The 13,121-nt window shown below is 38.4% G+C and carries 11 protein-coding genes; 7 read left to right on the forward strand and 4 right to left on the reverse strand.

All coding sequences use genetic code 11. The annotated features are described in order from the left end of the window. Positions 1–4: 4 nt before the first annotated feature. A complete protein-coding gene (locus ABLC00_RS13435) occupies positions 5–886 on the reverse strand; it encodes a LysR family transcriptional regulator (RefSeq protein WP_348941027.1) in 882 nt (293 codons plus the stop codon). 96 nt (positions 887–982) lie between these two features. Here ABLC00_RS13435 and ABLC00_RS13440 point away from each other — a divergent pair, with 96 nt between their 5' ends. The 4 genes from ABLC00_RS13440 to ABLC00_RS13455 all read left to right on the forward strand — a co-directional run bounded on the left by ABLC00_RS13440 (position 983) and on the right by ABLC00_RS13455 (position 3,411). Then, a complete protein-coding gene (locus tag ABLC00_RS13440; RefSeq protein ID WP_004885926.1) occupies positions 983–2,161 on the forward strand; it encodes a YbfB/YjiJ family MFS transporter in 1,179 nt (392 codons plus the stop codon). Continuing rightward, positions 2,158–2,283, forward strand: a complete 126-nt coding sequence (locus ABLC00_RS13445) for a hypothetical protein (RefSeq protein ID WP_004885924.1) — start codon at positions 2,158–2,160, stop codon at positions 2,281–2,283. The genes ABLC00_RS13440 and ABLC00_RS13445 overlap by 4 nt, the downstream gene beginning before the upstream one ends. A 225-nt stretch (positions 2,284–2,508) precedes the next feature. Further along, on the forward strand, positions 2,509–2,919 hold the full coding sequence (locus ABLC00_RS13450; protein ID WP_002052664.1) for a hypothetical protein: 411 nt from the start codon (positions 2,509–2,511) through the stop codon (positions 2,917–2,919). After that, positions 2,920–3,411, forward strand: a complete 492-nt coding sequence (locus ABLC00_RS13455) for a hypothetical protein (protein WP_079376986.1) — start codon at positions 2,920–2,922, stop codon at positions 3,409–3,411. Positions 3,412–3,492: 81 nt separating this feature from the next. Here the strand turns inward: ABLC00_RS13455 and icd are convergent, their stop codons facing one another. Beyond that, entirely contained in the window at positions 3,493–4,749 is a 1,257-nt protein-coding gene (gene icd / locus ABLC00_RS13460; protein ID WP_004707610.1) for an NADP-dependent isocitrate dehydrogenase, read from the reverse strand. A 200-nt stretch (positions 4,750–4,949) separates the two neighbouring features. Between icd and ABLC00_RS13465 the strand changes: the two genes are divergently transcribed. After that, on the forward strand, positions 4,950–5,738 hold the full coding sequence (locus ABLC00_RS13465) for an rRNA large subunit pseudouridine synthase E (protein WP_004707608.1): 789 nt from the start codon (positions 4,950–4,952) through the stop codon (positions 5,736–5,738). Between the two features lie 118 nt (positions 5,739–5,856). Here the strand turns inward: ABLC00_RS13465 and ABLC00_RS13470 are convergent, their stop codons facing one another. Continuing rightward, entirely contained in the window at positions 5,857–8,094 is a 2,238-nt protein-coding gene (locus ABLC00_RS13470; protein ID WP_002052445.1) for an NADP-dependent isocitrate dehydrogenase, read from the reverse strand. A gap of 401 nt (positions 8,095–8,495) precedes the next feature. Continuing rightward, entirely contained in the window at positions 8,496–10,199 is a 1,704-nt protein-coding gene (locus ABLC00_RS13475; protein WP_033846080.1) for a M61 family metallopeptidase, read from the reverse strand. Positions 10,200–10,370: 171 nt separating this feature from the next. On the opposite strand from ABLC00_RS13475, the gene ABLC00_RS13480 reads away from it, so the two are divergent. Together ABLC00_RS13480 and ABLC00_RS13485 are read left to right on the forward strand one after the other, a co-directional pair. Next, positions 10,371–11,690, forward strand: coding sequence for a D-alanyl-D-alanine carboxypeptidase PBP6B (locus ABLC00_RS13480; protein WP_002052978.1), 1,320 nt, complete (start codon positions 10,371–10,373; stop codon positions 11,688–11,690). Positions 11,691–11,788: 98 nt separating this feature from the next. Next, complete coding sequence (locus ABLC00_RS13485) at positions 11,789–13,075, forward strand: NAD(P)/FAD-dependent oxidoreductase (RefSeq protein WP_004885910.1); 1,287 nt, start codon at positions 11,789–11,791, stop codon at positions 13,073–13,075. The last annotated feature ends 46 nt before the right edge of the window (positions 13,076–13,121 follow it).

The following is a 13,121-nucleotide window of genomic DNA, read 5'->3' on the forward strand; positions in this document are numbered from 1 at the left end:
AAAATTAAGCGCATTTCTGTATAAAGTTTTGCTCAATAAAACAAATAAATTGCTTTAAATTACTGCCCCATGTTTCAGGAGGCTGAGCAACCAAATAAGTAGTGAAATGTGCAGATTCAGTGTTAATTTCAAAACAACTTAATGAGACTTTATCGGCTACTTTGCTCAGATATGACTTGGGCAACAAAGCAAAACCGACTCCTAATTCTACACAGCTCACAATGCCATCGAGACTACCCATTTCCATAATTTGTGAAGGTGGAACACTATGATCATTTAAAAACAGCTCAATTGCATGCCGATAAGAACAACCTTGTCGAAATGCAATAAAACGAGTCTTTGCGAGGGTGGCAATGTCGGGAAAGTGAGTTTGTTGTTTTGGGCAAACTAAAACCAGTTGTTCTTGCCACACTGGAAAACTATATAACTCTGGAATTACATATTTAGAAGCAACAAACGCACAATCGACTTCTCCTTGTTGCACCGCGTTTAACAAATATCGGGTTGGGTGAGTTTGAAGCTCAATTGGTAAATTCGGATATTGCTGAATACATTGATTAAGCAATTGAGGAAGTCGTATAGCTGCTGTCGTTTCCATACTGCCCAAACGAATGGTTTCATTCGGGTCAATATCACCTTCTTGAAAAATTTTTTTCGCTTTATTATGCAGTGCGATCATTTGCACAGCATAACTATGTAGCTGCTGTCCTGCATTAGTTAATGTAACGGGGTTATGACGATTTAATAAAACCACGCCTAACTCTTCTTCAAGCTTTTTCACATGACTTGTGATGTTCGATTGAACCGTACACATTTTTTGTGCAGCCAGTGAAAAACTTCCACTCTCTGCAACCGCTAAAAAAAACTCTAAAGACTTAAGCAACATGCCACTATCTCAAAACAAGATAATTAATATCATATTAAATCATTTCTAATGATAAATAAACTCGCTTTTAATAATAAAAAAATTGAGAGACTTCCCATGTCTACGTTCTATCGAATGAGCCTGCTTGTCTTTTTAGCGACTTGTCTAGGAATTGGTATTTTTAGATTTTCATATACTGCGCTCATGCCTATTATGATTGTGCAATATGGATGGACTCATGATTTTGCAAGTTACTTAGGAAGTGCAAATTTATTGGGCTATCTGGTTGGCGCACTATTGGCACTGTTTAGCATTAAAGAAAGATCTATTCCCGCTTTGATCACAAGTTCAGCTGTCTTAGGCAGTTTAAGCCTGCTCTGCTGTTCGTTTATACACATGCCTATGGCTTGGTTTGTTCTCTGGCGTACTATTTCAGGTGTCGCGGGTGGCCTACTCATGATTTTAGCACCTAGCTTTGCTATGAAAAATATTGCAATTAGCCAAAGACTTAAAGTTAATTTTTTAGGATTTAGTGGTATTGGCGCAGGCGTGTTATCTGCTACTCTCATTATTCCTGCACTCAAAAACATGTCTGTTCAATATGTATGGAGCATTTTTGCAGTACTCTCTATTATTGGCAGTTTCGTTCTTTTCCGCTTATTAAAATATCAGTCTACTCAGGCCGTACAAGTCACAACGCAAGCTCCTCAAAACTTCAAACACTCACGTTTGGGGCTTGTCATTATTATTGCTTATATGTGCAGTGCTTTTGCTTATATTCCCCACTCTTTGTTCTGGATGGACTACTTATCGGGAACCCTACACTTTCCCTTGCAACAACGAAATTTATTTTGGGTTCTTTATGGGGTTGGAAGCTGTATTGGCGCCTTTGTGGCGTATTGTTTAAGCCGCCTTATTGGATATTTGCAGGCAATTAAATGTCTATACGGTGTCTATTGCTTGGCAGTTGCCCTACCATTTTTTTCACATGCTACCGCTTTGCTCACTTTATCGTCCTTTCTTACAGGTTTACTCACACCTGCCACCGTATTTATTAGCTCTTATAGTCTGCTACAGATTTATGAGCAGCGTTATCAAAAAATCTGGAGCCTTGCCACCATTGGGTTTGCCAGCACTCAGCTATTAGGTGGCGTTGTCATTAGTACTTTACACCACTTGCATTGGTCTTATGCCCATCTGTTTTTAATGGGAGGCATTGTTTTGTTATTTGCATTGAGCCTTTTAATTCGTACCCATTCTTCTATACCAAATTCTCTCGGAGAAACCAAACTATGAAAACTTTGTACTTTCCTCTCTTTTTAATTGTCTTTGTACTTATTATTCAGGCTTTAGACCAAAGCTATCAAAAGAAAATCGGGCTACCTAAAACTGCTAAACATCCCGAATTTATGCAATAAAAAAAGCCCCTATACACAAGGGGCTTTTCATTGAGTAATCGTAGTTTGTCAAAATTAAAATTAATGAGTAGATCAGTAGAGCTAACTGCATAACACCTATGTTTATACGCCTACTCAGTAAGCTCAACTGACAAAAAATGTCATATTATGTCAATGTAGAGTGTTATTTTCTGATCTATATTCGATAAAAATTTATAATTTTTAATACTTAAAATAGAGTAAGACATGAGCAATAACAATTATATTGATGAGCTTTTAAAGCTCTTGGCGATGTTTGCTTTTATCTGTGTTTCATTACTGGCATTTAAATGCCGGACCATTTTTGCACTGGATATCACAACATCCTATGAGGTCTCTGTAAAGATCATTATCTATATTGCCACAGCAGCTATTCTTGGCTTTTTAACACGCGATCATATTGAGTTTACAACACAATTTTTAATTGCTGTTCCATTCGCGTACTTTTGGCTAGAACCAATTCTTGATTATAAAGCCCTTCAAACCATCCCAGATGTTCCGTTTTATCTCTCGGGTCATGGTCAAAGTTTAGGTCTACTAATAGTCATTATATTCTGTTTTGCCTTATGGGTATTTAAAGAGACTAGTTCAAACTCGCGTGAGTCGCAAAATGTCTAAATCAGATTTTTTGAGGAGTTTTATAAAGTTAAAAATAGTCAATGTACTATACTTTTTTATAATATATATTTTATTCAAATTAATTTATACCAATTAAAAACTTTAAAAATGTACAATGTATCAAACCCAGCAAATGCGGTTGTTGTCGGCATTATTACAATAATTGCTACAGTTAGCCTTCTTATATGGAAGCTTAATTTTTATATTGGCATAGATATATATACCAGTGGTGAAGTGCTTTTCAAAACACTGCTATATGCGGCTACGATAGGGCTATTTAGTTACTATTTCCGCTATAGCATTAAAATTAGTAATACAGTGATTTTATCATTACCTCTTTTTTTCTTTTGTATCAGGCCTGTTTTGAACTATAAAATGACGCATAGCATTGGTAATGTACCTCTGTATGCTACTCATCACGGACAAGGTTTAATATTGCTAAGTTTTACAGTATTGGCTTGTTTATTATGGGTATACACTGCCCACTCTTAGCTTTAATTTTTAATAGCATAAAAATGTATAAATACTTATATACATAAAAAAACCCTCGTTCGAGGGCCTTTTTATTTAAGTTTAATCTTCCATATGTTGAATTATGGCATCACCAAATTCAGAGCAACGCAATAAGGTTGCGCCCGGCATTAAACGCTCAAAATCGTAAGTTACCGTTTTAGCTGCAATCGCTCCTGAAATTCCTTTAATGATCAGATCAGCCGCTTCAGTCCATCCCATGTCTCGAAGCATCATTTCAGCAGATAGAATAATTGAACCCGGGTTTACTTTATCTTGCCCAGCATATTTAGGTGCTGTTCCATGTGTTGCTTCATAAACTGCAATAGCGCCGCCAATATTTGCACCGGGTGCAATTCCAATCCCCCCTACTTCTGCTGCTAATGCATCGGAAATATAGTCACCATTTAAATTAAGGGTTGCAATCACAGAGTAGTCAGCAGGACGCATCAAAATTTGCTGTAAGAAAGCATCTGCAATTACATCTTTAATAATAATGTCTTTACCATTTTTAGGGTTCTTAATTTTAACCCAAGGGCCACCATCTATGAGTTCACCGCCGAAACGATCTAGTGCTAACTCGTATCCCCATTCTTTAAATGCACCTTCGGTATATTTCATAATATTGCCCTTGTGAACAAGAGTCACCGATGGTTTGTCATTATCTATGGCAAACTGGATGGCCTTACGAACTAAACGTTGTGATCCTTCTTTGGAAACGGGTTTAATACCAATACCACATCCTTCAGGGAAACGAATTTTTGTGACCCCCATTTCTTCTTGAAGGAATTTAATAACTTTTTTAGCTTCTTCCGAATCGGCTTTCCATTCAATACCGGCATAAATATCTTCCGAATTTTCACGAAAAATAACCATGTCGGTTAATTCAGGATGCTGAACAGGTGAAGGAACACCTTCAAACCAGCGTACTGGCCGTACACATACGTACAAATCTAATTCTTGACGTAGCGCCACATTAAGTGAGCGTATACCGCCACCAACTGGAGTAGTTAGGGGGCCTTTAATTGAAACGACAAATTCACGCAGGGCTTCAAAAGTTTCTTCCGGCATATAAGTGCCATAAATTTTATTTGCCTTTTCACCGCAATAGACTTCCATCCACTCAATGGAACGTTTGCCGCCATAGGCTTTTAAAATTGCCCCATCAACAACTTTTTTCATTGTCGGTGTAATATCTACACCAATACCATCACCCTCAATAAAAGGAATAATTGGATGATTCGGTACATTCAGTGACAGGTCTGCTTTTACTGTAATTTTATCACCGTCGGCAGGAACAACGATCTTCTGATAACCCATTGTGTAGATTCTCCCTTTTATAATATTTAACTAACCAAACAAAAATAATTATCGATAAACAATACTTTCAACTTTTATTCACGCATAATAGCTTAATCGAATTTAATCCTTTTTGAGATTTATGTGGGAAATAAGCAAATTTCACACTTAAATATTGCTCAATGTTTTTACCTCTTATTTGAAAGAAGAAGTCATTTTTTATGAAAATCGTCATTCTCAACAAACCTTATGACGTGCTCTCCCAGTTTCGTAAAGACGAAGCGCATATGACGGTGTCTGACTTTATAGATGACCCGACTTTACGCATAGCAGGCCGTCTTGATATGGACTCTGAGGGTTTAGTTTTTTTAACCGATCATGGTGGTTTGAATCAGTTCATTACTAACCCTGCGAATAAAAAATACAAAACGTATTTAGTTCAAGTTGATGGCGATGTAACCGAAGAAGCGCTTGAGCAACTGCGCAAAGGTGTAGAGCTTAATGATGGTATGACTTTACCAGCTAAAGCGATTAAGGTAAGTGAACCTGAATGGTTATGGGACCGAGACCCTCCTGTACGTTACCGTGCCAGTATTCCAACATCTTGGATTGAAATCTCTATTTGTGAAGGTCGTAACCGCCAAGTTCGTCGCATGACCTCTGCGGTAGGTTTCCCGACTTTACGTCTCATTCGTACTAAAATCGGTTCAATTGATTTAGTCCAATTAGGATTACAGCCAGGCGAGACCAAAGAAATCGAACCTCTACTCTACCCAGACTTTAAAGATGTTCCCGCTGAACAACCTTATCGTTCACGCTCGTATGTGAAAAAACCTGGGGGTACAGGTGGCAAACCAATGGTTCGTAAGAATAAAGATGGTTCTGTTAAAAAGTCTGGTACAAAACGTATCTGGCAAATGGATGAAAGTGAAAAGCCACGTCGTAAAACTAACGGTACAACTCGTCCAAATACTAAAGCACCTCGTGGTCGTAGCCGTAATGGTCGATAAAAACATTTAATTTTTAAAAGCTCACATAAGTGGGCTTTTTTAATAGCTATTATTTATAAAAATAAAAAAGCCGGCACATATGCACCGGCTTTTCAGCTATTTACTAACGAATTAGTTATTAAGCTTGAACAGTTGAAAGCGCTGCATTAAATGTAGCACTTGGACGCATTACAGCGCTTACTTTCGCAGGATCAACTGCATAGTAACCACCGATGTCAGCTGCTTTACCTTGTACTTGAGCAAGCTCAGCAACGATCTTCTGTTCGTTTTCAGCTAATGCTTTTGCAAGTGGAGCAAATTTAGCTTTCAACTCAGCATCTTCGTCTTGAGCCGCAAGTGCTTCTGCCCAGTAAAGTGATAAGTAGAAATGGCTACCACGGTTATCAAGCTCGCCTGTACGGCGTGATGGAGACTTGTCATTGTCGAGCAATTTACCAGTCGCTTCATCAAGTGTTTTCGCAAGTAACTTGGCACGAGCATTATTTTCTTTAATGCCCATTTCTTCTAAAGAAACTGCAAGCGCAAGGAACTCACCAAGCGAATCCCAACGTAAGTGGTTTTCTTCAACAAGTTGCTGTACGTGTTTAGGTGCTGAACCACCTGCACCAGTCTCGTACATACCACCACCCGCCATAAGCGGAACGATAGACAACATTTTCGCAGAAGTACCAAGTTCCATAATTGGGAACAAGTCAGTTAAGTAGTCACGTAAAATGTTACCAGTTACAGAAATTGTATCGAGACCACGAACTACACGCTCAAGTGTGTAACGCATTGCACGTACTTGAGACATGATCTGGATATCAAGACCAGTCGTATCGTGATCTTTTAAGTACTTCTGTACTTTCTTGATCAATTCATTTTCGTGTGGACGATATGGGTCAAGCCAGAAGATCGCAGGCATGCCTGAGTTACGTGCACGAGTCACTGCAAGTTTTACCCAGTCACGAATCGGAGCATCTTTCACCTGACACATACGCCAGATATCACCTTCTTCAACATTTTGAGTCAATAACACTTCACCAGTGTCAAGATCGGTAATGTTTGCGATACCTGCTTCAGGAATTTCAAAAGTCTTATCGTGAGAACCGTATTCTTCAGCTTTTTGAGCCATCAAACCAACGTTTGGCACTGTACCCATAGTCTTCGGATCGAAGTTACCATGCCATTTACAGAAATTGATCATTTCTTGGTAAATACGGGCAAATGTTGATTCTGGCATTACTGCTTTAGCATCGTATTGCTTACCATCAGCACCCCACATTTTACCACCAGCACGGATCATTGCAGGCATAGAAGCATCTACGATAATGTCGTTAGGCGAATGGAAGTTAGTAATACCTTTTGCTGAGTCAACCATCGCAAGTGCAGGACGGTGTTCTTGGCAAGCATGTAAGTCTTCAATGATTTCTTCACGTAATGATGTTGGAAGAGTTTCGATTTTCTCGTATAACCCAGCCATACCGTTATTTACGTTAATGCCTAATTCATCAAACAACTTACCGTGTTTTTCGAAAGCTTCTTTATAGTAAATTTTCACACAGTGACCGAAAACAATCGGGTGTGAAACTTTCATCATTGTCGCTTTAACGTGTAAAGAGAATAAAATTCCTGCTTCTTTACAATCATCAAGTTCTTTTTCATAGAAATCACAAAGTGCTTTCTTGCTCATGAACATTGAGTCAATGATTTCGCCTTCTTGAAGCGCAACTTTTGGCTTAAGAACAATGCTCTTACCACTGTTTGTGATAAGTTCCATTTTTACGTTGCGTGGGCGGTCAAGCGTCATTGACTTTTCACCGTGGTAGAAGTCACCTTCTTCCATGTGTGAAACGTGAGTTTGAGACCATTGTTTCCACTCGCTCATTGAATGAGGGTGTTTCTTAGCGTAATTTTTAACGGCAGCAGGAGCACGACGGTCTGAGTTACCTTCACGAAGGACAGGGTTTACTGCTGAACCTAGGCATTTGCCATAACGAGCTTTGATTGTTTTTTCTTCTTCAGTCGCTGGGTTTTCCGGATAGTCAGGAATTGGATAACCTTTAGATTGAAGTTCTTTAATACATGCTGTCAATTGCGCAACAGAGGCACTAATATTTGGGAGTTTGATAATGTTAGTATCTGGATCTTGTGTAAGACGACCTAGCTCAGCAAGGTTGTCGGATACCTTTTGCTCTTCACTTAGGTAGTCAGCGAATTCTGCGAGCACACGTGCAGCTACAGAGATGTCACTTTTAACAATCTCGATACCTGCTGGCTTAGTAAAGGTCTCAATGATCGGCAGTAGCGAATAAGTCGCCAATAATGGCGCCTCGTCAGTCAGTGTGTAAATGATAGTTGACTTTTCACCAGCCATATATAGCCCCTTCCGTTGAATTGAGTTTTGAGGACCGAGCTTTTGGCCCAGTACCTACGAACCGATATGCTTAAATAAAACCCTGAGAGTATCGGCTCTCATTGGCTTTCAGTCAACGAAATATCCAGTGATAACGACATTTCGCAGCGAAATAATACATAATTTAAATCTATTGATAATAATCTCATACCTAACTTATGGTAATACATGCACGATTACCAACTTTTTAGATATAGGACATTGTTAAATTACATGAGATATCTTTCAGAGTTCTGACAAATATTATACTTTTCATTCAAAATAAACTCAAAGATAACACCTATTTCAATTTTTATAATCTACTAAAAAGTAAAAAACCGATGTACGAAACATCGGTTTTTTATAAATTAATTCACTGTTATTTAGGCTTTTAACCATTTATCAGCTTTGCTTTGATCTTCAACAACAAGTTCAACTTCAGTTAAGTTGATACTGTCGCCTGTAACCTCAAATGATAACAACTCATCACGGCGGAAAGCCAAGACTGGGTAACTGCCCTTTTGTTTAGCATATTTTTCAATAAGTTTTGTGGTCGCTTTTAATCCATCAATTGCAATAATGACATCATTGGCAGAAATACCAGCTTTTGCACCAGCTCCTTCACGGTGAGCATTTTGTACTAATACGCCCTCTGGCTTATCAGTTAACTTTAAGCCATAAGCCAAGGTCTTATCATTTTTAAGCGTATAGCTTAAACCAAACTCAGGGAATAACTGATCAAGCGGCAATTCTTCGGTGGTATTAATCAAATGATTAATCTGCTCAACCCAACTATCGCCAGTTAACTCTTCACATAAATCAAAAACAGTACGCTCATTGACCTGAATACCATTTTGCGTATTTTCATACAAACGACGCATTAAGGCATCTAGACTAGAACCACGTAAACGTAAGCCTAAATCTAAACATAAGGCAACTAATGCGCCTTTGTTGTAATAGCTCGTACCGGCATTATTCGTATTTTCATCTGGACGATAAAACTTAATCCATGCATCAAAACTTGATTCAGCTACTGTTTGAACAAAGCGCCCCGGATTTTGTAAATAACGATCAAGCTGTGACTTCAACAAATCTAGATAAGACTTCTGAGAGATCGCACCGCTACGTAATAAAATGAGATCATCATAATATGAAGTAAACCCTTCAAAGATCCACAGTAGCGAGGTATACCCTTCTTGATGCAAATTGTAGTTTGCAAAGTTTTCTGGACGGATAAACTTCACTAACCAAGAATGAAAATACTCGTGGCTACATAAACCCAAGAAACGTTGATAGTCTTTCGAAGGTTCAGTTGGTTCATTCGATTTTGGTAAATCATCACGTGGTGTAATCAAACTTGTGCTGTTGCAATGCTCTAAGCCACCATAACTATTTCCTGTAGCCATCGTCATAAAGGTATAGTTTTTAAATGGAGCTGAACCAAACATTTCAATTTCGGCTGCACAAATTTTTTCAATGTCTGTTTTTAAACGTTCTACATTGGTATTGTGCTGTCCAGAAATTGCAAACTCATGTTCAATTCCATGAGCTTCGAAGCTAAAACGTGTTTGCTCCGCAAGTTCAAATGGGCTATCTATGAGTTGATCATAATGATCAGCTTTTAAGGTAAAACGTCCCTTAACTAAGCTTTTTGAAGCTAAACCAGTTGCTAATTGAAAGTGTTTCAGCTCATCAGGCAAAAAGACTTCTACTTCACAAGCAGATTGCTCTTGACCTTCCAAGCCTAGACACACACAGGCAGGGTTAATATATAGACGCGTTTGATCTACATAAGCACCACGTACCGACAAATCATAAGCATACGCATCGTATTCAACAGTAATTAACTCATGATCGGTATTAAATAACCGCCAGCGATTTTTTTCAGTTTTTTTAATATTGAGCATGCGTCCAGCTTCATCATAGGCCTTTACAGCCTCAATATGCTTAGAAAACTCACGAATTAAATAACTGCCTGGAATCCACGTTGGTAACCATAGTTCCTGATTTGGATTCGCTAAAAAACGAATTGTTACGTGAACAAGGTGTTGTTTGTAATCATCGAACTCTATTTGATAATGCAACATAAATTCTTCAATTTAAAATAAGAACGGTTTCACATTAGATTATCACTTTTTTGTATCGACTTGCGTAGATGTATTTTTTGGCAACAATTCACACTAGCCTTCTACAAAAAAAAGGCATAGCATGCTGGGCATCTGTGTTCCGTATTTGCCAGTAAACGTCAAGGTCACCTAGTGAAATTCTTCCTATCTCTTTTTACACTGTTTAGTATTTTCTGTACTACTCTTACCAATGCTGCTCTACTTAATATTGCTCCTGAAAGTGTTGAAGCCGCTGCATGGACAATTGTAGACACTCAATCTGGACAAATCATTGCTGAGCATAATAGTCATGTACAACGTGCGCCAGCATCTTTAACCAAAATGATGGTTGCCTACATTGCATTAAAAGAGATTAAGGCTGGAAAGCTAAAACTGAACGAAGTCATTACCGCAACACCAGTCGTAAGCGTGGTGCAGTGGGATGAATCACAAATGTACCTTAAAGCGGGCGAGCAAATTTCAGTTGATCAGCTTTTGGCTGGTTTAATTGTGATGTCGGCAAATGATGCAGCTGTGACTTTAGCCGAAAAAATTTCTGGTGATGTGCCTCATTTTGTACAACGTATGAACCAAGAAGCTCAAGCTTTAGGCATGAAAGACACGCATTTTAGTAATCCTGCCGGGATTACAATGCCTGATCATTACACGACAGCGCATGATTTAAGCTTATTAAGTCAGGCAGTGATTCACCAAACTCCTGAATATTTACATTATTCAAAAATGCCAAGCTTTAGCTACAATCAACGTTTTCACCATGCAACTAACCTTGCTCTGAAATATGATCCATCTGTAGATGGTTTAAAAACTGGCTATACCAAAGCAGCAGGTTATAACTTGGCTCTAACGGCTTCACGTCCTTCATTTTCACCCAACTTACCGCAAAGACGTTTACTGGTTATTGTTTTAGGTACACCAAGTGCCGTGAAACGTGCTGAAATTGCCGATAAATTAATGAACCTTGCTTATGCTTATACACGTGATGAAGTGGTTATTCCTGAACAAAAATTGATTGCTGAACTACCTGTCATTAAATCAACTTTAAAAATGTTTAAAGTAGAAACTAAGCAGCCGACCATTGTCACAACTTCTTTATATGCTGAGCCAGCACCAATTGATTTAAATACATTTGACTACGCTACACAGCGAATTCAAGTTCTTGATAGCAATAAGCAACCGAAGACTATTGTTCCACTTGAAACAACCCAAACTCGTGTAAATATTCAGTTAAATGAGCAAAAGTTAACTGCGCCTTTAATGAAAGCCATGAACTTGGCAACTGTTTCAATTTATCAAAATAATCAGCTGATTCGCAGCTTACAAATTGAAAATGATGTGCATATTGAAGAAGCGAATATTTTCCAAAGAATCGTGATGTGGTTCTCAAATTTGTTCTCTATTTTTTCATCGAGTAACCATAGTGCCGCAAAACTTTACCCGGTAGATTCGCACTAAAAACATCAAATTGTGCACAGAGGCACAATAAATTTTATAAATAAAAGATGGCATAATTTAGCCATCTTTTTTTATAGAAAAATAATTAGGTGATAAAAATGGCCGAAAGTTTACATCATATTGTTATTGTCGGTGGTGGTGCGGGTGGTTTAGAACTTGCCACACAACTCGGTGAAACTTTTGGGAAAAGTGGTAAAGCTAAAATTACATTAGTCGACCAAAATTTGACTCATATCTGGAAACCTCTACTTCATGAAATTGCTGCGGGTTCCTTAAACCCTCACGAAGAACAAACCAATTATTTTGCCCATGCAGAAAAACATCATTACGAGTTTGTATTAGGAACACTTGTTGCGATACACAAAGATCAAAAAATAATAGATGTCGTACCACCTCAAGTATCCAAAGAACAAAACACGCATGTTCAACAACTGAATTATGACACGCTTATTTTAGCGCTTGGTTCAGTGTCAAATGACTTTAACACACCTGGGGTACGCGAAAACTGTCATTTCCTCGATAGCCGAAAACAAGCAGATATTTTCCAGCAAGATCTTTTACATTTATATATCGAAGCGCAAAATCAACCAGATCAACGCACGTTAAATATTGGAATCATTGGTGCGGGTGCAACTGGGGTTGAACTTGCAGCAGAACTGATTGAAACAACCAAAAACTTTTATCGCTATGGTTTGAAAAAGATCCATCCTAAACAGGTCAAAATCACACTGATTGAAGCATCAGAACGAATCCTGCCTGCTTTAAGTGAAAAAACGGCTGAGCATAGTGCAAAACAGCTCCAAAAAATGGGCATCGAAATTTTAACTCAACACCGCGTTGAAAAAGTTGATAAACACTGCATTTATTTCAGCAACGGTAATCAACTCACAAGTGATATTACGGTATGGGCAGCTGGCGTAAAAGCGCCAAAAGTTCTTGAAAGTTTTACTGATTTCGAACGTGACAATATTAATCGTTTAATGGTCTACGCAACTCTGCAAACTTACTCCGATCCAAATGTATTTGCTTTCGGTGATTGTTCACACTGTCAACTCGACGCAAGAAATCCCCCACTCGGACCACGTGCTCAAGTTGCCAGTCAACAAGCAAGCTTTTTAGTCGATGCAATGGCTGCTCGGCTGAATGGCCGCTCACAGCCAATGTTTACATTTAACGACAAAGGTTCGCTTGTGTCTTTAAGTCGTAATAAAGCCGTTGGAGAATTGCTAGGGGATGTCAGTGTACAAGGATATATTGCTAAAACGATGTACGTATCTTTATATCGTTTACATCAAGCAACAATTCATGGATACACTCAAGCTGGACTACTCACAGTGAAAGATTTACTTACAAGACGAGTACGTCCAAAAATTAAGCTGTATTGAGTTGAATTTTTTAAGTTCATCCCTATATAGATAAAAACGCATTAGA

Origin of the sequence: Acinetobacter nosocomialis (assembly GCF_041021905.1) — a bacterium.
Taxonomy (GTDB): domain Bacteria; phylum Pseudomonadota; class Gammaproteobacteria; order Pseudomonadales; family Moraxellaceae; genus Acinetobacter; species Acinetobacter nosocomialis.

Coding starts and splice junctions, on each gene's coding strand:
- icd (WP_004707610.1), bottom strand. CDS start 4,749: ATGGGTTATCAGAAGATCGTTGTTCCTGCCGACGGTGATAAAATTACA.
- ABLC00_RS13470 (WP_002052445.1), bottom strand. CDS start 8,094: ATGGCTGGTGAAAAGTCAACTATCATTTACACACTGACTGACGAGGCG.
- ABLC00_RS13485 (WP_004885910.1), top strand. CDS start 11,789: ATGGCCGAAAGTTTACATCATATTGTTATTGTCGGTGGTGGTGCGGGT.
- ABLC00_RS13450 (WP_002052664.1), top strand. CDS start 2,509: ATGAGCAATAACAATTATATTGATGAGCTTTTAAAGCTCTTGGCGATG.
- ABLC00_RS13465 (WP_004707608.1), top strand. CDS start 4,950: ATGAAAATCGTCATTCTCAACAAACCTTATGACGTGCTCTCCCAGTTT.
- ABLC00_RS13435 (WP_348941027.1), bottom strand. CDS start 886: ATGTTGCTTAAGTCTTTAGAGTTTTTTTTAGCGGTTGCAGAGAGTGGA.
- ABLC00_RS13440 (WP_004885926.1), top strand. CDS start 983: ATGTCTACGTTCTATCGAATGAGCCTGCTTGTCTTTTTAGCGACTTGT.
- ABLC00_RS13475 (WP_033846080.1), bottom strand. CDS start 10,199: ATGTTGCATTATCAAATAGAGTTCGATGATTACAAACAACACCTTGTT.
- ABLC00_RS13445 (WP_004885924.1), top strand. CDS start 2,158: ATGAAAACTTTGTACTTTCCTCTCTTTTTAATTGTCTTTGTACTTATT.